This is a genomic window from Oxalobacteraceae bacterium OTU3CAMAD1, assembly GCA_024123915.1.
Lineage (GTDB): Bacteria > Pseudomonadota > Gammaproteobacteria > Burkholderiales > Burkholderiaceae_D > Rugamonas.
Map to the genome: position 1 here is coordinate 4,773,436 of CP099650.1, position 23,724 is coordinate 4,797,159.

Annotated in this window: 18 protein-coding genes; 5 read left to right on the forward strand and 13 right to left on the reverse strand. The window is 65.4% G+C overall.

What is annotated here, in order from left to right; genetic code table 11:
• Positions 1–132: 132 nt before the first annotated feature.
• From NHH88_20345 to phaC, 8 genes are all read right to left on the reverse strand, one after another.
• Positions 133–2,568: a TonB-dependent receptor gene (locus tag NHH88_20345; protein ID USX12041.1), complete on the reverse strand. Its 2,436-nt coding sequence runs from the start codon at positions 2,566–2,568 to the stop codon at positions 133–135.
• 164 nt (positions 2,569–2,732) lie between these two features.
• Entirely contained in the window at positions 2,733–3,818 is a 1,086-nt protein-coding gene (locus tag NHH88_20350) for an ABC transporter ATP-binding protein (protein USX12042.1), read from the reverse strand.
• Between the two features lie 16 nt (positions 3,819–3,834).
• Positions 3,835–4,749, reverse strand: a complete 915-nt coding sequence (locus NHH88_20355) for a carbohydrate ABC transporter permease (GenBank protein USX17390.1) — start codon at positions 4,747–4,749, stop codon at positions 3,835–3,837.
• 56 nt (positions 4,750–4,805) lie between these two features.
• On the reverse strand, positions 4,806–5,702 hold the full coding sequence (locus tag NHH88_20360) for a sugar ABC transporter permease (GenBank protein ID USX12043.1): 897 nt from the start codon (positions 5,700–5,702) through the stop codon (positions 4,806–4,808).
• A 3-nt stretch (positions 5,703–5,705) separates the two neighbouring features.
• The gene (locus tag NHH88_20365) at positions 5,706–6,974 is read right to left on the reverse strand and encodes an ABC transporter substrate-binding protein (GenBank protein ID USX12044.1); all 1,269 of its coding nucleotides are present in this window, start codon (positions 6,972–6,974) and stop codon (positions 5,706–5,708) included.
• A 116-nt stretch (positions 6,975–7,090) separates the two neighbouring features.
• Entirely contained in the window at positions 7,091–8,470 is a 1,380-nt protein-coding gene (locus NHH88_20370; protein ID USX12045.1) for a GH1 family beta-glucosidase, read from the reverse strand.
• 310 nt (positions 8,471–8,780) lie between these two features.
• Complete coding sequence (phaR, locus tag NHH88_20375) at positions 8,781–9,347, reverse strand: polyhydroxyalkanoate synthesis repressor PhaR (protein ID USX12046.1); 567 nt, start codon at positions 9,345–9,347, stop codon at positions 8,781–8,783.
• 200 nt (positions 9,348–9,547) lie between these two features.
• Positions 9,548–11,284 carry a class I poly(R)-hydroxyalkanoic acid synthase gene (gene phaC / locus NHH88_20380; protein USX12047.1) on the reverse strand — a complete coding sequence of 579 codons (1,737 nt, stop codon included), beginning with the start codon at positions 11,282–11,284 and terminating at the stop codon, positions 9,548–9,550.
• A 75-nt stretch (positions 11,285–11,359) separates the two neighbouring features.
• On the opposite strand from phaC, the gene NHH88_20385 reads away from it, so the two are divergent.
• Positions 11,360–11,614, forward strand: coding sequence for a hypothetical protein (locus NHH88_20385; GenBank protein USX12048.1), 255 nt, complete (start codon positions 11,360–11,362; stop codon positions 11,612–11,614).
• Positions 11,615–11,631: 17 nt separating this feature from the next.
• On the opposite strand, the gene pgeF is transcribed toward NHH88_20385, so the two are convergent.
• Both pgeF and NHH88_20395 read right to left on the reverse strand, forming a co-directional pair.
• Positions 11,632–12,423: a peptidoglycan editing factor PgeF gene (gene pgeF / locus NHH88_20390; GenBank protein USX12049.1), complete on the reverse strand. Its 792-nt coding sequence runs from the start codon at positions 12,421–12,423 to the stop codon at positions 11,632–11,634.
• Positions 12,420–13,463, reverse strand: coding sequence for an RluA family pseudouridine synthase (locus NHH88_20395; GenBank protein USX12050.1), 1,044 nt, complete (start codon positions 13,461–13,463; stop codon positions 12,420–12,422). Before NHH88_20395 ends, pgeF begins: the two co-directional genes overlap by 4 nt.
• Positions 13,464–13,552: 89 nt before the next feature.
• Between NHH88_20395 and NHH88_20400 the strand changes: the two genes are divergently transcribed.
• Positions 13,553–14,353: an outer membrane protein assembly factor BamD gene (locus NHH88_20400; protein USX12051.1), complete on the forward strand. Its 801-nt coding sequence runs from the start codon at positions 13,553–13,555 to the stop codon at positions 14,351–14,353.
• A gap of 57 nt (positions 14,354–14,410) precedes the next feature.
• Here the strand turns inward: NHH88_20400 and yaaA are convergent, their stop codons facing one another.
• Positions 14,411–15,181: a peroxide stress protein YaaA gene (gene yaaA, locus NHH88_20405; protein USX12052.1), complete on the reverse strand. Its 771-nt coding sequence runs from the start codon at positions 15,179–15,181 to the stop codon at positions 14,411–14,413.
• A gap of 46 nt (positions 15,182–15,227) precedes the next feature.
• Between yaaA and NHH88_20410 the strand changes: the two genes are divergently transcribed.
• The 3 genes from NHH88_20410 to NHH88_20420 all read left to right on the forward strand — a co-directional run bounded on the left by NHH88_20410 (position 15,228) and on the right by NHH88_20420 (position 17,936).
• Entirely contained in the window at positions 15,228–15,677 is a 450-nt protein-coding gene (locus NHH88_20410; protein USX12053.1) for a putative toxin-antitoxin system toxin component, PIN family, read from the forward strand.
• Positions 15,678–15,745: 68 nt separating this feature from the next.
• Entirely contained in the window at positions 15,746–16,936 is a 1,191-nt protein-coding gene (locus NHH88_20415; protein USX12054.1) for a pyridoxal phosphate-dependent aminotransferase, read from the forward strand.
• A 16-nt stretch (positions 16,937–16,952) separates the two neighbouring features.
• The gene (locus NHH88_20420; GenBank protein ID USX12055.1) at positions 16,953–17,936 is read left to right on the forward strand and encodes an HD domain-containing protein; all 984 of its coding nucleotides are present in this window, start codon (positions 16,953–16,955) and stop codon (positions 17,934–17,936) included.
• Positions 17,937–18,045: 109 nt separating this feature from the next.
• Here NHH88_20420 and NHH88_20425 read toward each other — a convergent pair whose 3' ends face one another.
• Positions 18,046–20,826, reverse strand: a complete 2,781-nt coding sequence (locus NHH88_20425) for a hypothetical protein (protein ID USX12056.1) — start codon at positions 20,824–20,826, stop codon at positions 18,046–18,048.
• Positions 20,827–20,915: 89 nt separating this feature from the next.
• A complete protein-coding gene (locus NHH88_20430) occupies positions 20,916–23,687 on the reverse strand; it encodes a PEP-CTERM sorting domain-containing protein (GenBank protein USX12057.1) in 2,772 nt (923 codons plus the stop codon).
• Between the last annotated feature and the right edge of the window lie 37 nt (positions 23,688–23,724).

A 23,724-nucleotide genomic window follows, 5' to 3' on the forward strand; every position in this document is an offset into this window, starting at 1 on the left:
TGCTTCAGGAAAACCCCTTGCCACGGCAGGCGGTTGGACAGTTTTATGTAACGATGCGTAACAGCGCAAAAAAAGGCCGGCATCGCTGCCGGCCCAAGACCACGGAGACTCCCCTGTGTTAAATCACCTGCGTTAGAACTTCATCGACACCCGCGCGCCTATCGTGCGCGGGTTGTTGTAGTACGCCGCCCAGATTTGCTGCGTTGGCTGGCACGGCGCGCCGACTTGGGTGCAAACTTCCACCGCGTCGTATTTGACTTCCTTGTCGGTGGCGTTGTTGACGAACAGCTCGGCCGTGTAAGCCTTGTCGCGCGGCTCGAAGCGCAAGCTCAGATCCAGGGTGGTGTAAGCCTGCTGCTGCTTGACGCCGGGATGGCCCGGCACATCGTTGTTGAAGGCGCCGGAACCGACGAACGACTCGGTCTCGTAGTGGGCCGACACACGCGGCGTGAGGCGTCCCTTGCCGATGTCGAAATCGCGCTCGTACATCAAGGTGGTGGCGAAGGTCGGCGCGTGTTTCAGCACGCTGCCGCCGACGTTGACGGTGGGCGCGGTGGTGCCGCAGGACTGGCCATTGGCGCGCGCGGCGTCGACGTCGCACGACAGGAAGTCGTCGTAGCGCGCCTTGAGCCAGGTGGCGTTGCCGCTGAAGCGATCGACGCTGGTCGGACGGAAGTTCCACTCCGCCTCGACGCCCTTGACCGAGGCCCCGGCCGCGTTGAAGTTCTGCAGCGTGTTGTTGACCACCTGCGATTCCAGCTTGTCCTTGTAGGTCATCCAGAACGCGTCCAGGTTAAGCGTCAGCTTGCGGTCGAACAGGTCGGACTTGAAGCCGATCTCGTAGCTGGTCAGCTTTTCCGGCTTGGTGGTGGCGCCGCCGTCGCCGATGGCCGGCGAATGGAAGCCGGTCGTCACCGAGGCGAAGGTCAGGATGTCCTTGGTGACCTTGTATTCCACGCGGCCCAGCCACGTGGCTTGGCCGTACGCCAGGTCGGCCGTGTTGTCGCCGTAGGTGTTGCCGCAGGTGGACTGGTTGACCACCCCGCCCGGCCCGATGTTGTGGGTGTTGATGGTACCCGTGCCCGGCGTGACCAATTGCGCGATCTGGCCCGGCGTCAGGTTGACGGTGCCGCGCGGCGGGTTGTCCGGCCAGTTCGGACAGGCCCAATTCTGGCCGCCGATATCGTACTTATGGTCCTTGGTGTAACGCGCGCCGGCGGTCAGCTTCCACAGCGGATCGATGTCGTAGCTGGCCTGTGCGAAGGCGGCCTTCGAATGCAGCTGGCGGTCGCCCTGAATGAAGGACATGGCCGACGCGTACTGGCCCACGGTCGGCTGCACGAAAATCACGTTGCCGCTGGCGATGTCCTGCTCCAGCATCGCCTGCGAAATCTGGCTGCGGTCGATGTCGAAGCGGATCTTGTTCTTCTCCTTGAAGAAGAACAGGCCGCCCACCCATTGCAGCGCGGACTCCGAATCGGAACGCACCTGCAGCTCGTTCGACAGGCTGTCGAACTGGCCCCATTCGGTGCGGTTCTCGGCCTTGAAGCCCGGGTAGAAGCCGGCATCGGCGTCGCTGGCGTTGGTGCGCTTCAAACGGCTCCAGGAACCCAGGTACTGCGTCTCGACGCCGTCGAACGGCCGCCACTGCACCTTGGCCTTGCCGGTGATGATCGATTGATCGAGCGCGCCGGGGGTGTCGATCAGCGCGGAGCGCAGGTCCTGCCCGGGCGCCGGTTCTGCCGCCAGATAGATGTTGCCGGCGCCGGTGTCGCTGTAGTAGTCGGCGATGAAGGTCGCCTTCAGGTCCGGCGTGAAGCGCCACAGCAGCGAGGCGCGCGCGCCCTTCTGGTCGCCGGCGCCGTATTTGCGCGTGCCCGGCGCCACGTTGGAGCCCTTGCGGAAATCGACGTAGCCGTCGCGCCGGTCCTGGATGGCGGCGATGCGCAGCGCGATATCGTCGCTCAGCGGAATGTTGATCATGCCCTGGGTCTGGATGCGGTGATAGTCGCCCACCGTGATGCTGGCCGAGCCGAACATCTTGTTCGGATTTGGCGCGCCGGAGATAAGGTTGACGGCACCGGCGGTCGAATTGCGGCCATTGAGCGTGCCTTGCGGTCCGCGCGCCACCTCGACGTGGCTCAGGTCATACATCAGCGCCGTCGCGCCCTGCGGACGCGCCACGTAGATGCCATCCACATAGAACGCCACCGCCGGGTCGCCCAGCTCCGTGTGGTTGGCCGAGCCGACCCCGCGCATGTACACGTGCACGCCGCCCGAGTCGCTGTGCGGTTCGACGACGAGGCTCGGCACCATCGCCGTCATCGACGCCAAGTCCTTGACCTGGTTGTTGGCCAGCGTGTCCTGGGTGTAGGCGGTGATGGCCAGCGGCGTGTCCTGCACCAGGGTGTCGCGGCGGGTCGCGGTGACGATGATTTTCTCCATATCGCCGCCGTTGGCCGCCCCAGGTTGTGCCGTGGACGCGGCCTGCTGCGCCATCGCCGCGCCGCCGGTCAGCGCCAGTTGCGCTATTTGCGCGATGCTCAGCGCCAGTATCGTTTTCTTCATTTTCGTCTTCCTCACTTCTTCCATCGGTTGAGTGGCCGTGCATCGCTCTGCCGGCGAATACGCACGAGTGGAACCGGTTCCACCGCAGCGCGCAGGGATGCGGCGGGCCATGCCGCAGTGGCCTAGCCCGAAGTACTACGCTGCGCTACGCGGCGATTGCCGTCTTAGAGCCGCTGTTCGCTGGCTCCGTCAAACAGGGAAAGTCGTTTGGTACGGATCGAGAAGCCGACGTCCTTGTCGCTATCGATCGTCTGCTGGTCCTGCACGATGCCGGCGATCTGGGTGCCGTGGAAGTCCAGCCACAACACGCGGTGCGCGCCCATGGCCTCCACCAGCGACACCTTGGCGCCGACAACCGTCTCGGCGCCGTCTGTGTTGCCGACATCGATGTCCTCCGGCCGCACGCCCAGCACGCAGTCGCGCGTGCCGACCGGCGGCTGGCCGAATGGATAGTCCGTCACATCGACGGCCAGGTGCTCGTTGCGGAACAAGGTGCGGCCGCCATGCTGCTCCAGCCGCCCCCGGAACAGGTTCATGCCGGGCGAACCGAGGAAGGTGGCGACGAACAGGTTGGCCGGCTCGTTGTAGATGTTGGCGGGCGTGTCGAACTGCTGCACCACCCCGCCCTTCATCACCGCCATGCGCTGCGCCAGGGTCATCGCCTCGACCTGGTCGTGGGTCACATAGATCATCGTCGCGCCCAGCTGCTTGTGCAGCTGTTTGAGTTCGCGCCGCAGCTCGGTGCGCAGCTTGGCGTCCAGATTGGACAGTGGCTCGTCGAACAGCATCACGTCGGCCTCGCGCACGATGGCGCGGCCGATGGCCACGCGCTGCCGCTGGCCGCCGGACAGGTTGGCCGGCTTGCGCTTGAGCAGAGGCCCGAGCTGCAGCATGTCGGAGGCGCGCGACACCCGCCGCGCGATCTCCGCCTTGGGCGTGCCGCTGATGCGCAGGCCGAACGACATATTGTTCTCGACGTTCATGGTCGGATACAGCGCGTAGGACTGGAACACCAGCGCGATGCCGCGATCCTTGGGATCGGCCCAGGTCATGTCCTTGCCGCCAATTTCGATCTGGCCGGAGGTGGTGTCGATCAAGCCCGCGATGCTGTGCAACAGCGTCGACTTGCCGCAACCGGAAGGCCCGAGCAGCACCACGAACTCGCCGGCCTTGACGTCGAGGTTGAGCGATTCGATGACCTTGGTGCCGCCCAGTTCAATTTGCAGATTGCGTATCGCTACATTAGACATGAAATTCCCTTGGCTCTTAACCCTTGACCGCGCCGGAGGCGATACCGCGCACAAACCAGCGGCCCGAAATAAAGTACAGCGCCAGCGGCACGACCGAAGTCAATATGGTCGCCGCCATGTTGACGTTGTACAGCCGCTCGCCGGTGGTCGTGTTGATGATGTTATTGAGTTGGACCGTCATCGGCAGATGCTCCGAGCCGGCGAACACCAGTCCAAGCAGGAAGTCGTTCCAGATACCGGTGACCTGCATGATAACGGCCACCACGATCACCGGCGTCGACATCGGCAGCATCAGTTGCAGGAAGATGCGCCAGAAGCCGCCGCCGTCGATGCGCGCCGCCTTGAACAACTCCATCGGCAGCGCCGCGTAGTAATTACGGAACAGCAGCGTCATGACCGGCATGCCGAAGATCGTGTGGATCAAGACGATGCCGGGCAAAGAGCTGAACAGATCGACCGCCGCCAGCACCCGCACCAGCGGATACACCATCACCTGCACCGGGATGAAGGCGCCCATCATCAGGATCGCGAACAGCACGCCGGCGCCGCGCGGGCGCCAGAACGACAGCGCGTAGCCGTTGACGGCGCCGATCGCGATCGACAGGATGGTGCTCGGCACCACGATGGCGACCGAGTTCCAGAAACCGCCGCGTATGCCCTCGCATTCCAGACCGGTGCAGGCGGACCGCCAGGCCTGCACCCACGGTTCCAGCGTGAGGTTGACCGGCAGCGCGAACAAGGTGCCGAGTCGGATCTCCTCCATCGGCTTGACCGACGTCACCAGCATCACATATAGGGGCAGCAGGAAGAACAGCGCCGCCACGATCAGGAATGCGTAGACCCCGGCGCGCGCCGGGGTCCATGCCAGCTTCCTGCGTCTGGCCGCCACGGACGCGGGCGCCGTGGCGACGCCGCTGTCATTGGCGGCCATGCCCGGCGCCTCGGCCACGGCGATGACGGCCTTCTCCTGTTTCACGACATATCCCATCACATCCCCTTGTCGGCGCGGCGGCTGCGCACGTAATACAGCGGCGCGACAATGGCGAGCACGGTGGCCAACAGCACGATTGATGCGGCGGAAGCCAAGCCGATATTGGCGCGGCCGAACAGATAATCCATGATGAACTTCGCCGGCACCTCGCTGGCCGTGCCGGGCCCGCCCTGCGTCATGGCGACAACCGAGTCGAACACCTTCACCACCATCACGAACAGCAGCACGAAAGCGGTGGACACCGATGGCCCCAGCATCGGCAGCACGATGCTCACATACACGCGCCAGCGCGGAATGCCGTCGATGCGGGCGGCCTTCCACAATTCCTCGTCGATGCCGCGCAGGCCGGACAGCATCAGCGCCATCACCAGCCCCGAGGCCTGCCACACGGTCGCGATGACGATGGTGTAGATCGCCATGTCCTGGTCGACGATCCAGTCGAATTTCGCCTCCGTGAACCCCAGCTTGCGCAGCACCTCCTGGATGCCCAGTTCCGGATTGAGTATCCACTGCCAGATCAGGCCCGTGGCCACGAACGACATCGCGTATGGATACAGGAAGATGGTACGCAGCGCGCCCTCGGCCATCACCTTCTGGTCGATGAACACCGCCAGCAGGAAGCCGATGATCAGGCAGGCGGCGATGAACAGCACGCCGTAGACGACGACGTTTTGCAGCGACAGCAGCCAACGCTCGTTGTTAAACAGGCGGATGTACTGCGAGGCGCCGACGAAATCGCTGTTGGGGAAGGTGCGCGAGCTGCTGACGGAAACGCGCGCCGTCCACAGCATCGTGCCCAGGTAGGCCAGCAGCACCGTCAACGCCATCGGAATCAGCGCGATGTAGGCGGCGACCGAGACGCTTTGGCGTTTCTTTACAAGGGCGGCGGTCATGGCCTATTCGTCCTTCAGCGCGCGGGCGAAGGCTTTTTGCGCATCGTCGGCCGACTGGTTCTTGTTCCAGTAGTTGGTCAACACGTCCTGCAGCGCGCCGGTGGTGTCCGGCGTGGCCAGCATTTCGGAGTTTGGCAGCTGGCGGCTCTTGTCTCGGATGATCGCCAGCCCCTGGCGCGCGCAGATGTCGAGCGACGATTCATCGACGTCGCCACGGATCGGAATCGCGCCCTTGCGCGAGCTGAAGGCCACCTGCGCCGCCGGCGACGTGACCACGGTGGCCAGCAGCTTTTGTGCCTTGATGGTGGCGGCGTTGCTGGTCTTGGGGAAGACGAAGGCGTCGCCGGCGACGATATACGGCGCCTTGGGGCCGAAGCCCGGGAAGCAGCCGAAGTCCTTGCCGGCGACCTGCTTGGCCGACGAAAACTCGCCCTTGGCCCAGTCGCCCATGATTTGCACGCCGGCCTTGCCGCTGACGACCATGGCGGTGGCGTCGTTCCAGTTGCGGCCCGGCGATCCCGCATCGACGAAGGCCTTGAGCTTCTTGAAATCGACCAGTACCTGCTTGAAGGCGGGCGACATCACCGCCTTCTGGTCGCGGTCGCGGTACACCTTCAGATACAGGTCGGCGCCGCCGACCATCGCGAAGATGGCGTCGAAAGTGATCTTCTCCTGCCACACCTGGCCGCCGAAGGCCAGTGGCACCAGGCCGGCGGCCTTCAGCTTGGCCAGTTGCGCGAGGAACTCATCGTAGGTTTGCGGCTCGGCCGCGATGCCGGCTTTTTTATAGGCGGCCTTCGAGTAGAAGAACCACGCCGGCATATGGATGTCCACCGGCGCGGCGTAGAAATGGCCGTCGATCTTGATCGCTGCAAGAATTGAGGCCGGCATGATCTGGTCCCATTTGCCGGCGATGGCGACGTCGTCGACGTTGTTCAGCAAGCCCTGCTCGACGAAATCGCGGAACTGCCTGGAGGTGTTGAACTGCGCGGCCGTCGGCGCGTTTCCGCCGACGATGCGGTTGATGGTGGTGGCTCGCGCCTGCTCGGCCCCGGCGACCGCCTGGTCGATCCACTGGCCGCCGGCCTTGTTATAGGCGTCGGCGAACTGCTTGACGGCCTGCGACTCGCCGCCGGAGGTCCACCAGTGGATCACGGTGGCCTTGAGCGGCGCACCGGCCGCCGGTGCCGCTGCGGGTACGCCCTGCGCGAACGCGCCGCATCCGGCCAGGGCAAGCGCGGTGGCGCCGGCCATTTTTATCGCCTTCTTCATTCTGTCTCCTGTGGGCGTCGTGCGCCCATTTTTTTAGTTTCAACCCGCACGGCGGCATGCAGGGGGTCGGACCCGCAGGGTCCGACCCCGCCCGGCCTTGCGGGTCAGGGCGCCGCTCAATCCACCGCCGCCCGCAACGCCAGGAATTGCGCCACCAGCTTCGCGCTGCGCTTCAGCGTGCGTTGCTGGGTGGCGTAATCCACGTGGATGATACCGAATCGGCGCTCATAACCGAAGGCCCATTCAAAATTGTCCATCAACGACCAGATAAAGTAACCACGGACATCGACGCCCGCCTTCACCGCCTGGTCGACCGCCGCCAGGTGACGGTTCAGGAACGAGATGCGGCCGCGGTCATCGACTTCGCCGTCCACCACTTTATCGTCCGAGGCCATGCCGTTCTCGGTGATATAAATCGGTGGCAGGTTCGTATACTCGCGGTGGAAGCCCTCCAGCAGGTGGCGCAGGCCATCCGGATGCACTTCCCAACCCATCTGCGTGCGTTCCACGCCTTCCAGGTCCACTTCCGTGTAACCGTGCTTGCCGTCGCTGACGACATTGGTGCGGAAGTAGTAGTTAATACCCAGGAAATCGAGTGGCGTGCCGATGATGTCCATGTCGCCGTCCAGGGTCATCGGCTGGGCGCCCGGCCACAGCTCCCACAACGCCGACGGATATGATTTTTTCAGCAGCGGATCGAGTATCCAGTTGTTGTGCTGAAGTTCGAACAGCCAGGCCGCGCGCTGGTCGGCGGCGCCGCTTCCGGTGGTCGTGCCGCGACCGACGTTGGCGACGATGCCCACCTGCGCGCCCGGATCGTTGGCCCGCAGGTGCGCCACCGCCAGCCCGTGGCCGAGCAGCAGGTGGTGCATCGCCTGCGTGGCGAATACCACGTCGGTCTTGCCGGGCGCGTGGTGGCCGGTGCCGTAGCCGTGCATCGCCGAGCACCATGGCTCGTTGAGCGTGGCCCAGGCGTCCACCAGGCCGGCCAGCTCGCGGCTGATCATGTCGGCGTATTCGGCGAAGCGGTAGGCGGTGTCGCGGTCGACCCAGCCGCCCTTGTCTTCCAGGTGCTGCGGCAGATCCCAGTGGTACAGGGTGACCCAGGTTTTCAGGCCCTTGGCGCGCAGCGCCGTCAGCAGGTCGCGGTAGAAGGCGATGCCTTTCGGGTTGGGTTGGCCGTCTTGGGTCATCACGCGCGGCCAGGAGATCGAGAGGCGGTAGGCGTCGACATTCAGGTCGGCGAGCAGTTCGACGTCCGATCGCCAGCGGTGGTAGTGGTCGCAGGCGACGTCGCCGGTGTCGCCTGCCAGGGTCTTGCCCGGTGTGGCGGAGAAGGTGTCCCAGATCGAGGGGATGCGGCCGTCTTCGGCGATGGCGCCTTCGATCTGGTAGGCGGCGGTGGCGGCGCCCAGCAGGAAATCCTTGCGCCACAGGACCGAGTCGGCCGGCGGGGAAAAACTTTGTTCCAGTGTGACGGATGCTTCCAATACCACGGCGACTCCCTTTGTTTTGATTATGAGTGGAAGCGCTTCCACACTATATTGTCGATAGTACTACCGATGAAATTCGGGTGTCAACGGGAATCTGGGATTTTTGTAGCTTTGCTACAGAGGGGTGTGGTGACGGTGTTGGCGGAGCCTGGCCGATTACGCTGCGCTAATCCGCCCTACGTGTCTCCGGAGTGGATCATCGACTCAAGCCAACTGTGGAGGCACGTAGGGCGGATTAGGCGGAACGCCGTAATCGGCCACGCTCCGCCCGCGACGCCACGTTACCCGCCTGATGGCCGTAAACGTAACGAAATTACTTTTTGTCCGTCGTCGGCGGAACGCCCGGCACGAACGGGAACGTCCCAAAGATATTCTTGCTCTGGTTTTGCATCTGCTCCTGCATCTGCACGAACAAGCTCTTGCTCTGGTCGATGTAGTTGTTCATCATGCCCTGCATCATCGGGCCCTGGACGTTCATGAACTGGGTCCACATCTCCGGGCTGAAGGGCTTGCCTTCCAGGCCGCCGACCGTGGTGCCGGTGAATTTACGCTGGATGTCGGTGAACGCCTGGACGTTCTTCTCCAGATAGGAACCCATCATGCCCTGCATCGCGTGGCCGTAGAAGCGGATGATCTGGGCCAGCACGTCGCTGGAGAACATCGGCGCGCCACTCGCCTCTTCTTCCAGAATAATCTGCAGCAGAATGCTGCGGCTCAAGTCCTCGTTGCTCTTGGCATCGACGACCGTGAATTCCTCGTTGTCCAGCACCAGCTGCTTGACGTCCGTCAGCGTGATGTAGGAACTGGTCTGCGTGTCATACAGACGGCGGTTCGGGTATTTCTTGATCAGGCGTTCAGCATTTTTTTTCGCACTACTCATCACAAGTCCGTTTATTGCGCCGCAGCGCGTCCTCTAACAATTCGAAAAAAAAGCGAACTTGAGGTCCGCTTTCCGACTAACCTACCATCCTATTATAGAGGGGAAAAAGCATATCCTGCACTAACTGATATAACTTTTGGCTTTTATTGCAACGCAACTAATTTTATAAGCTGGAAAGCAAGCCCCTTCCCCTCCAAACCTTATCCCTTAACCTTGACGTAACGCCCGGGCGCCGGCTCGATGGCCTTGTAATCGGCGTTGCCCGGCTTGGCCTTGGGCTTGACATCCTTGCCGCCGTGCTCGGCGAGGAAGCCGGCCCACTCCGGCCACCAGCTGCCAGGCGTTTCCGTCGCGCCGGCGAACCATGCTTCCGGATCCTGCGGCTTGGCGGCGGCGCGGCCGACCGGCTTGTCGTTGGTCCAGTAGCTGCGCTTGTTCTTGGCCGGCGAATTGATCACGCCGGCGATGTGGCCCGAGGCGCCCAGCACGAAGCGGTTGGCCTTGGGCTTGCCCGGGTTGAGCAGGTTCATCGACCCGAACGCCGACGTCCACGGCACGATGTGATCCTCGCGCGAGCCGTAGACGAACACGGGCGCGTCGATGGCGGACAGGTCGACCGTGGCGCCTCCCACCGTCAGCTTGCCGGGCTCGCGCAGGCGGTTCTCCAGATACATATTGCGCAGGTAATAGCAGAACATCGGCCCCGGCAAATTGGTGCTGTCCGAGTTCCAGTACAGCAGGTCGAACGGCGGCGGCTCGTTGCCCTTCAGATAGTTCGACTGCACGTAATTCCACACCAGGTCATTAGGACGCAGGCTGGAGAAGGTACTGGCCAGGTCGCGGCCCAGCATCAAGCCGCCGTCCTTGATTTGCTGCTCGCGCATCGACACCTGGGTCTCGTCGATAAAGACGTCGAGCACGCCGGTGTCGCTGAAGTCCAGCAGCGACGTCAGCAGGGTAAGGCTGGCCGCCGGATTGTCGCCGCGCGCGGCCAGCACCGACAGCGCCGTCGACACCAGGGTGCCGCCGATGCAGAAACCGAACAGGTTCAACTTGTCCTGCCCGCTGACCTCGCGCGTCACGCGGATCGCCTCGATCACGCCCTTTTCGATGTAATCGTCCCAGGTGGTGCCTTCGATCGACTTGTCGGCGTTGACCCAGGAAATCATGAACACGGTATTGCCCTGCTCGACCGCGTAACGCACCAGCGAGTTCTCCGGCTGCAGGTCGAGGATGTAGAACTTGTTGATGCATGGCGGCACCATCAGCAACGGCCGCTGGTGCACAGTGGCCGTGGTCGGCGTGTACTGGATCAGCTGGAACAGCGGGTTCTCGTAGATCACCGTGCCCGGCGTCATCGCCAGGTTGCGCCCGACCTCGAACGCGCTTTCGTCGGACAGCGAAATATGGCCCTTGTTCATATCGGCCAGCATGTTGGCCAGGCCCTTGGTCAGGCTCTCGCCCTTGGTTTCGATCAGCTTCTCTTGCGCTTCCGGATTGGTGGCGAGGAAATTGGCCGGCGACATGGCGTCGACGAGCTGCTGCACGGCAAAGCGGATCTTTTGTTTTTGATGGCGGTTGGTCTCGACGGTATCGACCATCGCGGTCAGGAATTTGGCGTTGAGCAGGTATGATGCCGCATTAAACGACGACATCGGATTGCCCTGCCAGGCAGGCGAGCTGAAACGGCGGTCTTGCAGCGCCGGGGTCTTGCCGGCCAAGAAGTCCTGCCACAACGCGCCGAAGTCTTCCAGATATTGGTTCTTCAATTGTTCCATGGCCTGCGGTTGCACGGTGGCGCCGGCGTCCTGCATGATGGCGGCCAGCGGATTGGCGTCCGGGGCGGGGAGCTTGCTGAACCAGGATTGCCACTGGGCTGGGTCGCTCATCTGCGACATCCAGGCGTTGGCAATGGCTTGAGGATCGGGCACATTCATGTTTGATTCCCTAAAAATAGTTTAAATATCTTTACCTGGACTGCTCTATGCTGAACTCTTTATGCTGAACTCTTTATGCTGATCGTTGCGATTGCTTGGATTTACGTCGTGGGACTGATGGCGCTCACCGAGCCCACCGTCGTTGCGGGAATTGTAACGTTTTTGTTCTATTGCGTGCTGCCGCTGGGCACATTGACGTATATCGCCGGCACCGGCAAGCGCAAAGCGCGCCGCCGCGCCGAGGAACAAGCGGCCCGGGACGCGCGCGCGGCCAGCGACGCCGAAGCAGCCAAAGCAGCCGAAGCGGCCGAAGCCAGGGGCGAAGACTAAGCCCGCGCCGCGTCGCTTCATTTGAGCCAGATCAAAGAGGCTTGGCGACCGGTCACGCCGTCGCGCCGATACGAGTAAAACCGCCCCGAGTTGGAGACGGTGCAATACTCGCCGCCATGCACCTGGGCCACGCCGGCCCGGTGCAGCAGATAGCGCGCCAGCGCGTAGATGTCGGCCAGATACTTGCCCGGCTTGCCCTCGATGGGAGAGAACGCCGCCGTCACGTGGCGCACGCCGGAGTCGTCCAGCGCACCGTTGAGGAAGGCCTGCATCACGTCCGGTCCCACCTCGAACTGGTACTGGCCGATCGCCGGCCCCATCCACGCCATCAACTCGCCGGCGCCGGCCGCGCGCATCGATTCGACCGTGTTTTCCAGCACGCCGGAGGCCAGGCCGCGCCAGCCGCCATGGGCGGCGCCGACGGTCTTGCCTTCGGCATCGCACAGCAGCACCGGCAGACAGTCGGCCGTCATGATGGCGCACACCTTGCCGGGCACGTTGGTGACGCTGGCGTCGGCCTCGGGCACCTGCTGCCGCGAAAGGTCCGCCAGGTCGACCACGGCCGTGCCGTGCACCTGGTTCAGCCAAGCAGGATCGGACGGCAGCAGCGCGCGCAAAAGCTCCCGGTTGTGCGCGACATTGTGCGGCTGGTCGCCGACGTGGGTGCCCAGGTTCAGGCCGCCCTGCCCCATGCCGTCGTCGTACGGCGCGGGGCTGACGCCGCCGCGCCGGGTGGTCGACAGGGTGCCGACATTGGCGGGCAGGCCCGGCCATTTCGGCATCAACCATTGCTGATGGATAGCGTTCAAACTTGTTCCGGTTCCTCGATGCCGGCCTTGGCGATCAGCTCGGCAAAATCATCGGCAAGCGGCACCAGCCACTCGCACTGCTCGCCCGTGGCCGGATGAACCAGTCCCAGGCGGCGGGCCTGCAAGGCCTGACGCGGGAAGACACTGGCCAGATGCTGCTTGCCATACATCACATCGCCAACCAGCGAAAAGCCGATCGACATCATGTGGACGCGAATCTGGTGCGTGCGGCCCGTCTCCAGGCGGCACTGCATCAGGCTGACGGGGCGACGGTCCAGATCACCGCTGGCCAGCAACTCGTAGTGCGTGATGGCCGGCTTGGCGGAGAAATTGTTCGAGACCGCCATCTTGATGCGGTCCTTCGGGTGGCGTCCCATCGACGCATCAATAGTACCGCTAACGCGCGGCGTGCCCCACACCAAAGCGAAATACTCGCGTTTGACGGTGCGCGCGGCCAGTTGGCGCACCAGATCGGTCTGCGCCGGCAGGTTCTTGCCCACCACCATCAGGCCGCTGGTGTCCTTGTCGAGGCGGTGGACGATGCCGGCGCGCGGCACGCCCGACAGCTGCGGGCAGTGGTGCAGCAGGCCGTTGAGCAAGGTGCCGGACCAGTTGCCGGCGCCCGGATGGACCACCAGGCCTGCCGGTTTATTGATGACGATCAGGTGCTCATCTTCATAAACAATGTTAAGTTCCATCGCTTCCGGCTTAAAAGCCTCGTCTTCCGGCGCCGGTTGGGGCAGAATGACGATCTTCTCGTCACCGTAGACCGTGTCCTTGTTGCTTTTGGCCACTTTGCCGTCGACCGTGACGAAGCCGTCGTCGATCCACATTTGCAGGCGGCCGCGTGAAAACTGCGGTACCAGCTTGGAGATGACCTTGTCCAGGCGCTGGCCGCACGCTTCCGGGGTCAGTTCCAGTTCGATCGGAGCCAGGCCGTCATCGTCGTCGCCGTAGTCGCCATCCTGGACTTCGAGCTCTGCGGGCAGGTCGGCGTCGGAGTGGCGGTTGTGCTCGTGCGTGGTGGAGGATTCGGCCAAATTCGGCTTTGGAGTTAATATCACGGCATTCCCATCGGCTATAATCAGCCTATTGTAAAACTTTGGTTAAACAGCTTCTTGCAAAACATATGCAAAAAAAATTATCGGTAGTCGCAGCAACGTTGGTTCTGCTTAGTTTGTCCGCTTGCGGCATTTTCTCGGAGAAAGCCGACGAGACGAAAGGTTGGACAGCTTCGAAATTATACTCGGAGGCGACTGAAGAACTGGAAGGTGCCCACTACGAGCGCGCGATTCAGCTGTACGAGCGCCTCGAATCGAGCTATCCGTTCGGTACCTACGCCCAGCAGGCGCAGATGCAGATCGCCTACGCCTACTACAAGGCGCAGGACCAGGCACAGGCGCTGGCGGCGGTGGAGCGCTTCATCAAGCTGCACCCGAACCACAACAACGTCGACTACATGTACTACCTGCGCGGGCTGATCAACTTCAACGACCAGATCGGCTTCCTGAACTTCATCTACGCCCAGGACACGACCGAGCGCGATCCGAAGGCCACGCGCGAAGCCTACGCGGCGTTCAAGCAGCTCGTGGACAAGTTCCCGAACAGCAAGTATACCCCGGACGCGCTGGACCGCATGCGCTATCTGACCAACGCCATGGCGTCGTACGAGGTGCACGTGGCGCGTTACTACTACCGTCGCGGCGCCTACCTGGCTGCGGCCAACCGGGCGATGGGCATCATGAGCGACTACCGCGACTCGCCTGCGATCGAAGAGGCGCTGTTCATCATGATCCGCAGCTACGACAAGCTGGGCATGACGGAATTGCGCGACGACACGATGCGCGTGTTCAAGCTGAACTACCCGACCAGCAAGTTCCTCGACGAAGGCAAAAAAGCCGAACGTCACTGGTGGAAACTCTGGAATTAACATAAAACCGGGATGCGATCCCGGTTTTTTATTACCGCCCGGCGCCTTTACACTTTTTTACGCGGCAACCTTGCGGCGGAAAATCCACGTGCCGTCGGTCGAATCCTTCTTGTCGAACGCATAACCGTCGACATCGAATTTCTTCAGCTTTTGCGGATCGGTGATGCCCTTGACGGCGGCGTAGCGCGCCATCAGTCCCCGCGCACGTTTGGCATAGAAGGAAATGATTTTATACTTGCCGTTTTTCCAGTCCTCGAACTGCGGCGTGATCACCGGCATGTCGAGCAGCTTGGGCTTGACCGACTTGAAATATTCCTCGGACGCCAGGTTGACCAGGGTCCCGGCGCCCTGCTCCCCGGCCGTCTTGTTGAGCGCCTTGGTGATGGTGTCGCCCCAGAAGTCGTACAGGTTCTTGCCGCGCGGATTGCTCAGGCGCGTGCCCATCTCGAGCCGGTGCGGATGGATCAGGTCCAGCGGACGCAGCATGCCGTACAGCCCGGACAGGATGCGGATGCGCGCTTGCGCGTAGTCCATCTGCTTGGGCGTCAGGGTGCGCGCCGCCAGCCCGCCGTAGACATCGCCGTTGAAGGCCATGACGGCCTGGCGGCCTTCGGCGGTGTCGTGCGTCCACGATGCGTAACGGGCAACGTTGAGCGCCGACAGGTTGTCGGACAGATCCATCAGCTCGCCGATCTGCACCGGCGAAAACTCGCGCAGGCGCTCGATCAGTTGCGCGGAGTGGTCGAGGAAAGCGGGTTGGGAGTGCAGCTTGGTGGTCGGGGGCGTCTCCAGGTCGAGACTTTTGGCGGGCGAAAGCACTATCAGCATAAGATTCAACTCAATTTCAAATAAGCATACGTAAATAACTTCCGACATGATACCTGTTCCAACAAATCCCGCACCGGCCCGCATCGTCATCGACACCAACGTCTGTCTCGACCTGTTCGTGTTTCACGATCCACGCTGGGCCGACCTGCTGGCCGCACTGGAAAGCGGCGCCGTCGAGGCCGTCACCCGCGCCGATTGCCGCGACGAATACAACATCGTGCTGCACTATCCGCACCTGCCGCTCGACGAGGCCAGCCGGCCCCTGGCGGCGGCGCGCTTCGACGCGCTGATCAAGGTGGTCGCGCCGGCCGAGTCCGGCATTCGCCTGCCCGTCTGCACCGACAAGGACGATCAAAAGTTCCTGGAAGTGGCGCGCGACGCCGGCGCCGAGGTGCTCATCACCAAGGACAAGGCGCTGCTCAAACTGGCGCGCCGGCTGGCCAAGGCCGGCATGTTCAAGGTCGTGGTGCCGGAGGCGTGGCGGCTCGAACGATAGATTTTTTACGCAACACCAAAGCGCGCTCGCTGAGCTAGAATAGGTCATCCGTTCACTCTCCAGCCGCCATGAATAGCCGCAACGATCTCCATAACGATTTGCCTTCGACCCCGGTGTTGACCAGCCGCCTGCCGGCCGTCGGCACCACCGTTTTCACGCGCATGTCGACCCTGGCCGCGCAGTCCGGCGCCGTCAACCTGGGCCAGGGCTTCCCCGATTTTTCGTGCGAGCGCAGCCTGCTGCAAGCCGTCAACGACGCCATGCTGGCCGACTTCAACCAGTATCCGATGATGAGCGGCGCGCCGGTATTGCGCAACGCCATCGTCGCCAAGATAGCGGCCCTGTACGGCCACGAGTACGACGTCAACACCGACATCACCGTCACCGCCGGCGCCACGCAGGCGCTGACCACGGCCATCCTGTGCTGCGTGCATCCGGGCGACGAGGTGATCGTCATCGAGCCGGTGTACGACAGCTATGTGCCGGCCATTCATCTTGCCGGCGGCGTGGCCGTCGGCGTGCAGATGGAGATGGGCGCGGCCGGCTACACGGTGCCGTGGGCGAAGGTGGCCGCCGCCGTCAGCGGCAAGACGCGGCTGATCGTCATCAACACCCCGCACAACCCGACCGGCAGCGTGCTGCGCGGCGCCGACATGCACGCGCTGGCCGATATCGTGCGCGGCACCAACATCCTGATCCTGTCGGACGAAGTGTACGAACACATGGTCTACGACGGCCAGCGCCACGAATCCGTGTGCCGCCACCCCGAGCTGGCCGCGCGCGCCTTCGTCGTCTCCAGCTTCGGCAAGACCTACCACGTCACCGGCTGGAAGCTGGGCTACGTGGCGGCGCCGCCGGGACTGACGGCCGAGTTCCGCAAGGTGCACCAGTACAACGTCTTCAGCGTCAACACGCCGATGCAGCATGGCGTGGCCAGCTACATGGCAGACCCCGCGCCATACCTGACTCTGCCGGCGTTCTACCAGCGCAAGCGCGACCTGTTCCGCGACGGCCTGGCCGGCAGCCGCTTCGAATTGCTGCCGGCGGACGGCACTTATTTCCAGTGCGTGCGCTACGACAAGATCTCGACCCAGACCGAGGCGGAGTTCGCCGAATGGCTGACCACCGAGATCAAGGTCGCCGCGATACCGGTGTCGGCGTTCTACCAGCAAGGCAAGGAGTCCGGCATCGTGCGCTTCTGCTTCGCCAAAAAAGATGAGACCCTGGCGCTCGCGTTGGAGCGGCTGGGCAAAGTATAAATCGGGGACAACCATCATGGCCGATACCAAACACCTGGACCCGCCTGGCATCGCCACCCTGGCGCAGACGCCGGCGCCGCCGTCGGTGCTGCACCAGCTCAACGTGTCGAACCGGCGGCTGGAACGGCTGCTGCAAAACCTGCGCAACGAGCACGACGCGGAAAGCGAGCTGCGCGACATTGCCCGCGAGGTGGTGCGCGCGGTCGATCTCAATCCCGATATCGCGCTCGCCTGCATCTTCCTGTGCCAGATCGCCGGCAGCTACGCGGTGCGCCATTGCATCGAGACGGCGGTGGTCATCGTCGTCATGTCGCGCAGCCTCGGCAAGACCGACGCCGATACCCAGACCGTCACGGCCGCCGCGCTGACGATGAACGTCGGCATGCTGCGCCATCATGAGGGTTTCCAGAACAAGCACAGCCTGAGCAAGGAAGAGATGGCCATCGTGCGCCGCCATCCGGAGGACAGCGTCGACCTGCTCAAGAGCGCCGGCATCGAGGACGACGAATGGATATCGTGCGTGCTGCTGCACCACGAAAACGATGAGGGCAGCGGCTACCCGGCCGGCATCGCCAGTCCGCAGGTGACCTTCAACGCCAAGCTGCTCAGTCTGGCGGACCGCTACTGCGCGCAAGTGTCGGCGCGCAACTACCGGCGTTCGGTGCTGCCCGACCAGGCGCTGCGCAATCTGATGGACGACAAGGGTTCGCCGGTCGATCCGGCGCTGGCGCAGCACTTCCGGCGCGAACTGGGCGACTTCCCGCCCGGCTGCCTGGTGCGCCTGGCCACCGGCGAGATCGGCGTCGTCAGCCACCGGCTGGCCGGCGGCGACGAGTTGCACGTGCACTGCCTGCGCGACGCGGCCGGCGCGGCGCTGCCGCCGGCCGAGCAACGCCGCGCCGCCGGCGACCGCCACGCCATCGCCGAGGCGCTCAGCGAGGACGACGCCGCGATCCGCTTCAGCATGAAGCAGATCTGGGGCCCGCAGGCCAGCCTGTAAGGCATGTAACGCAGACGTGAAACAGGCCGGCCCCAACGGGCCGGCCTGAAGCGCTAAACTTCAGCGCTAACCTTCAGCGCTTGATTCAACAAGACAGCGATGCGCTAAATCACGCGCGCGCGGCGACCGACTTGCGGCGCCGTGCCACGATCACCAGCCCGCTCAGGCCGATCATCATCATCATCCAGGTCGACTCTTCCGGAACGGCCGAGACGCCGACGCCGCCCGTCGGGTTGCCGGCGCCGATCAAGCCGCCGACGCCACCACCCAGCACGTAGTTGAACGCGTAGCCATACGCCGCGCCTGCCAGCGACGAGCGCACCACGATGTCCTGCGCGCCGGCGCCGAACAAGCCCAGATCGAGCACCTTGTCGGTGAAGAACAGGTTGGCGTCGCTCAGCGACGTGAACGACTGGCTGAACAGCAAGTTGCCATGGCTGCTGATCGACAGGTCGAGCGAGTCGAAACCGGTGCCGCCCGCGCCCAGGAAGGCGATCAGCAAATGCTGGTCGACCGTCGACACGAACTGGAACTCGCTGATGTTGTCGCCGTGGGGCGCGGACGCCTGCTCCGGATCGATGCCGCCCGAGGCGCCGTGCATGCCGGTGCCGTACAGGTCGGTCAGCGCCGCGGCGGCGGTCGCGCTCAACCCGAGGGCGGCGCCATCGGCCGGGGCCGCGCCGGCATAGGTGTTCAGCTGGTTGTCGCCGGCCGTACCATTGCCAGGTTTCAATGCGAAGCTGGCGGCGTCGAAGCGGTTGGAGGCCACGGCAGCGCCCTGGGCGAAGCCGCCGGTGCTGGTGGCGGTGAAGCCGACCAGGGTGCCTTTGGCGCCGATGGCGTTCGCGGTGGCGACCGCTTCCATCTGCTCGCCGCTGGCGCGGGCGCTGGCGTTGCTTACGCCGCCCAGCAACGACGTTTCCGCCGTGGCGCGCGCCGAGGACAGGCGCGGGCTGAGGACGTAGTTGTAGCCGCTGAGGGCCTGGGCCGCGACGGTGACGGTGCCGCTGCCGGAGGCGCCATAGGCGTTGGCGGTGGCCTTGCCATAGCCGTTCTGGCTGCCCCATGCCGGCGCGAACGCGCTGCTCGCAAGCGCGTTCAGCGTGACCGAATGGGCGCCGCTGGTGACGCCACGGGCGATGGCCTCGGAGCTGCCGCTTTCGGTGTAGATGTACTCGAACACGCCGCCTTGGGCCTGCGCGGTGCCGGTGATGTTGCCGCCGGTGTTGATCAGCAGGTTGGCTTGCGCGTTTTGGCTGCCGCCGCTGCCGGACGCGTAGGCGCCGGCCGTCACGGCGGCCCGTCCGCCCGTCGTACCCGCGTTGACCACGGTGCTCGCCTTGGCGTTGCCCTCGTGGCCGCGCGGCGCGGAAGGATCGCCCAGGCCGGCGATGGCCCTGGACTCCACATTGACCGCGCGCGCGCCGGTGGTGGCCACGTTCACGTTGCTGTTGGCGTTGCCGCCCCGCGCGTAGCTGCTGCCGCTGGCGCCGGCGCCGACCAGTTCCAGCGTGGCGCTGGCGTCGCCGTCCTGATATTCCCAGCTGTGGAACCAGCCGCCCGCCTGGCCGCCCACCGCGCGCGCGCTGCCCGTCGCCAGGCCGCCGGCGTTGATCGTCAACAGGCTGGTGGCGCTGGCGGCGACCGTGCCGCCGTATTGGCCGCCCTGGGCCTCGGCCGTTCCCGACACCGCCGCCTTGCCGGCCAGGCTGGCGATGGCGGTGGCGCTGCCGGCGTCGCCGCCCACGCCGCCAAAGCTGATACCGTTGGCAATGTCGCCGCCGATGGCCGTGACGCTGCCGTCGACATTGGTGCCCGCGCGGGTCGACGTCAGATACAGTTCGGCCCGGCCGTTGCCGGCCGCCGGACTGGCGACACCCGTGAACCCGCCGGCATTGCCGCCCTTGGCGCTCACGGTGCCCTTCAGCGCGCTGGCCTGGCTGTCGCTGAGCCTGAGCACCGATCCGGCATTGCCGCCGACGTTGTTGGTTGGCGAAGCCGGCAGGTCCGGCGGACCGCCGGCGCCAGTCGCCTCGCCGCCGTTGCCGCCTATCGCGTGCTGCAGCAGGGACAGCGCGCCACGGGTCGCGCCGGCCACCATGTTTTCCAGATAAACGGCCGCGCCGGCGCCGGCCGGTCCGTAGACGTTGTTGGCGCTGCCGCCATTGCCGCCGGTCGCCTGCGCCAGCACCGACACATTGCCGGTGACCGAGGAAGCCGATGCGCGGGCCGTGGCTTTGCCGCCGTCGCCGCCGCGGCCGCCGAACATCACATTCGTGGCGCCGCCATTACCGCCGGTCGCGTAGGCCTTGGCCGATACCGCGCCGGACACGGAGACGGCGTTGGCAACGCCGGAGGCGTTGCCGCCGGCGCCGCCGTGGCCCAAGGTTGGGGCCATACCGAAGGCATACTGGTCGCCCTCGCCCACGAGGCCGCCGTTGCCGCCGAAGACGTTGGCCTCGGCGGTCGCGCCGCCGGTCAACGATGCCGCGTTGACGCGGCCGGTCGCCGCCGCCCCGGCCCCGCCGTTGCCGCCGATGCCGCCCGGGCCGCGCTGGCAATAACCGTAAAGACGACAATCGTCGCTGTCGGGATCGAGCACCTCGCCCGGCAGGCCTGTGCCGCCCATGCCACCGTTACCGCCGGTCAAGGTCAAGCGGTTGAAAGCGCCGGCGCTCAGGGAGGTGTCGGTCAGGTCGGGGGCCGCGCCACCCTTGCCGCCGTTGGGCGCCGTGGTGGTACCGGGCGTGCCGACCACGCCGTTGGCGCCGGTGACCGTACGGTCGAGCGCATACGCCTGGCTGACCACCAGCGACAACAGCAGCGGCGCAATGCCGGCGATGTAGCGCGAAGGTTTGACCGAGGATGTCCGTGACTTCGATGTATTCATTAATCTGGCCCCAAGTAGTGTTTTAAGAGATATGGACGGCAGTAACCGCCAGCACGATGATATTGCCAAGAAAACCATCTTATCTTATTTTAATTGTAAAATTTGTAACGTGCCAAAATTATCTTGTTACGGCGGCGGGCGACCAGCACCAGGGTGCCCAGGCCGAGCGCCAGCATCAGCCAGCTCGACGGTTCCGGCACCGGCGACACGCCGGCGCCGGCGCCGACCACGTAGTTGAAGGCGAACGCGCCCGGCTGGAAGTAGGAGTAGGTCGACGACACCCGCACGTCCTGCGCGCCGGCGCCGAACAAGCCAAGGTCGAGCACATGGTCGTTGAAGAACAGCATGGCGTCGTCGGCCGAGGTGAACAGCCGCGAGAACAGGCCGACGCCGTTGTTGGTGATCGACAGCTCCAGCGTGTCGAAGCCGTCGGCGAACGTGGCCGACACGAAACCGAGCAGCAGGTGCTGGCCGGCGACGCCGTCGAAGCCGAACTGGCCGCTGGCCGTCAGCCGTGCCGGCACCGGCATCCACCAGTCCGTCACCAGCGCGGCCGTGTCGGAGCTGAACGCCTGCATGCCGACACCGGCCACCGAGGTCATGGCCGCCGTCACGACCGGCCCCAGTCCGGCGATATCGCCGGCCGCGTGCGGGCCGGCGCTAACGTTCGACACCACCACCTGCCCGGCGCCGCCGTGGCCGGCCAGCCGGAACCCGTCCGCATCGTAATAGTTGGCGCCCGACGCGCTGCTCGTCACGCTGAACTGGGTGCTGGCCGGCCAGTCGCCCAACACCGGACCGGCCGCGCCGCTCACCCGCACCGCGCCGCCGGCGCCGATGCCGCTGGCCGATGCCAGCGCCTGGGCGTCGCCGCCCCAGGCGGTGGCGCGGGCGCTGCCGCGACCGCCGCGCGCGAGGTTGACCGCCGTGGCCGACGCGGTCGCCGCGCCGTAGGCGTTCCATTGGTAGACCCGGGCGCCGCCGCTGGCGCGCGCCTCGGCCGAGACGTTGACCACGCCGCCGCCGGACTGGCCGAAGGCGGTGGCGCTGGCGCTGCCGCTGGTAATCGGAATGCCCTCGATGAAGCCGGTCTGGCCGGCGCGCGCGATGGCGCTGATCGCCACCGAGTGATTGCCGCCGGTGACACCGCGCGCGCTGCTGGCGACGGCCCCGACAGACGGCGGCGAACCGTACCAGCCCCACAGCGCGTCGCCCGAGCGGGCTTGGCTGACGCCGTCGATGTCGCCCGAGGCGATGACGTCGAGCATGGCGGTGGCCGGCGCGCTGCCGGTCGAATCGTAGCTCGACGCGTCGACCCGCGCCTTGACACTCGCCGTGCCGGCGGCCCCCGGGCCGACCCCGGATGCCACCACCACGCCGGCGTCGCCGTAGCCGCGCGCGCTGGCGCTCACATCGACGCCCTGCGCGCCGCTGGTGCGCGCGGTCAGGCGGCTGGTCGCGCTGCCGCCCTCGGCCGTGGCGGCGCCCTGCGCACCGGCGCCGACCAGCACGACGACCGCGTGGGCCCGGCCGTTACTGGGCAGGTAGTAGTTGTTCTCGGCGCCCGTCTGGCCGCCGGTGGCCCAGGCGCTGCCGCGCGCCATGCCCCCCGCCGAGATCGTCAACGAGGCGGACGCGTCGCCGCCGTTGCCGCCAAACGTGGACGGACCGCCGCTGCCACCGTAGGCCGCCACGCTGCCGCGCACGTCGGCCAGTCCGGTCAGCACGGCGACCGCGTCGGCCATGCCGCCGTTGCCGCCGCCGACGTAGCTGCTGCCGATGCCGCCGAAGGCTTCGACCGTGCCGTCGACGACGGCGCCGGCGGCGCTCGATGTCAGGTCCAGCAACGCCGTACCGGTGCCGCCGGCATAGCTGAAGTTCAATGCCAGGCTGCCGTCGCCGCCGACCGCCGACACGTGCGCCGTCACGCTGGCGGCCGTGGCGTCGCTCAAGGTCAGCGCCGAGCGGGCGTTGGCGCTGCGCACGCCATCCGGTGGCACCGGGTTATAAGGATCGGCGACGCCACTGGCGCCGGCGCGGCCGGCGACGGCGCGCTGCACCAACGTCAGGTCGCCGCCCGTGCGCCCCGCCACCGCGTTGATCTGTTCCACGTCTGCCGCAAGACCGCCGCCGCTGCCGAGGAAAGCCGTCGGCTGGCCACCGTCGCCGCCGCGGGCTTCGGCGTGGACGCGGACTTTGCCGGTGTCCGATTGGCCGTAGGCGGTGGCGTTGGCGCTCCCGCCGGCGCCGGACACGCCCTGCGGGCCGGCGAAGCTGCCACCGGCGCCGCCGACGGCCAGTGCCGTGACGTTGACCGATGCGGCGCCGCCCACGATCGCCGAGGCCGAACTGCTGGCGGCGCCACCATTGCCACCGGCGCCGGAAGCGCCGTAAATCGGATTGGACGGTCCGAAGATCTCGCCGTTGTCGAGCATTTCCGCCAGCCCGCCGGGCGCACCGCCAGTGCCGCCGCGGCCGCCATAGACCAGCGCCGCCACCACCGTGTCGAACGCCGCCGAGGTGCTGGTGGCGATGGCGCCGCTGGCCGATCCGCCGAACCCGCCGGCGCCGCCGTTGCCGGCAAAGACAGTCTCGGAACGCGCGCCGCCGGCGCCGCCGTCGCCACCGGCGCCACCGTACAGCGTCAACGTCAGCGCCGCCTGTGCCTGTCCGAGCGCGGCCGCCAACGGGCCGCCTGCGCCGCCGGCCCCGCCATGCTGTCCGGGCGCCGCGCCGATCAGGCCGGATGCGCCATCAACGCCGGTGTAGACGATATCGGCCGCGTAGGCCTGGCTGACGGCGAGCGTCAGCAACAGAGGGACCAGGTTTTTCTTAAGGTGCGATGCCAGCGTAGTCGTCATGAGGGAGGTATCCGATAATTGATTGCAGGGAATTGCA

Bases quoted from the DNA above. Each gene is read 5' to 3' on its own strand.
- NHH88_20345 (USX12041.1), bottom strand. From the start codon at position 2,568: ATGAAGAAAACGATACTGGCGCTGAGCATCGCGCAAATAGCGCAACTG.
- NHH88_20350 (USX12042.1), bottom strand. From the start codon at position 3,818: ATGTCTAATGTAGCGATACGCAATCTGCAAATTGAACTGGGCGGCACC.
- NHH88_20355 (USX17390.1), bottom strand. From the start codon at position 4,749: ATGGCCGCCAATGACAGCGGCGTCGCCACGGCGCCCGCGTCCGTGGCG.
- NHH88_20360 (USX12043.1), bottom strand. From the start codon at position 5,702: ATGACCGCCGCCCTTGTAAAGAAACGCCAAAGCGTCTCGGTCGCCGCC.
- NHH88_20365 (USX12044.1), bottom strand. From the start codon at position 6,974: ATGAAGAAGGCGATAAAAATGGCCGGCGCCACCGCGCTTGCCCTGGCC.
- phaR (USX12046.1), bottom strand. From the start codon at position 9,347: ATGAGTAGTGCGAAAAAAAATGCTGAACGCCTGATCAAGAAATACCCG.
- phaC (USX12047.1), bottom strand. From the start codon at position 11,284: ATGAATGTGCCCGATCCTCAAGCCATTGCCAACGCCTGGATGTCGCAG.
- NHH88_20385 (USX12048.1), top strand. From the start codon at position 11,360: ATGCTGATCGTTGCGATTGCTTGGATTTACGTCGTGGGACTGATGGCG.
- NHH88_20400 (USX12051.1), top strand. From the start codon at position 13,553: ATGCAAAAAAAATTATCGGTAGTCGCAGCAACGTTGGTTCTGCTTAGT.
- yaaA (USX12052.1), bottom strand. From the start codon at position 15,181: ATGCTGATAGTGCTTTCGCCCGCCAAAAGTCTCGACCTGGAGACGCCC.
- NHH88_20410 (USX12053.1), top strand. From the start codon at position 15,228: ATGATACCTGTTCCAACAAATCCCGCACCGGCCCGCATCGTCATCGAC.
- NHH88_20415 (USX12054.1), top strand. From the start codon at position 15,746: ATGAATAGCCGCAACGATCTCCATAACGATTTGCCTTCGACCCCGGTG.
- NHH88_20420 (USX12055.1), top strand. From the start codon at position 16,953: ATGGCCGATACCAAACACCTGGACCCGCCTGGCATCGCCACCCTGGCG.
- NHH88_20425 (USX12056.1), bottom strand. From the start codon at position 20,826: ATGAATACATCGAAGTCACGGACATCCTCGGTCAAACCTTCGCGCTAC.
- NHH88_20430 (USX12057.1), bottom strand. From the start codon at position 23,687: ATGACGACTACGCTGGCATCGCACCTTAAGAAAAACCTGGTCCCTCTG.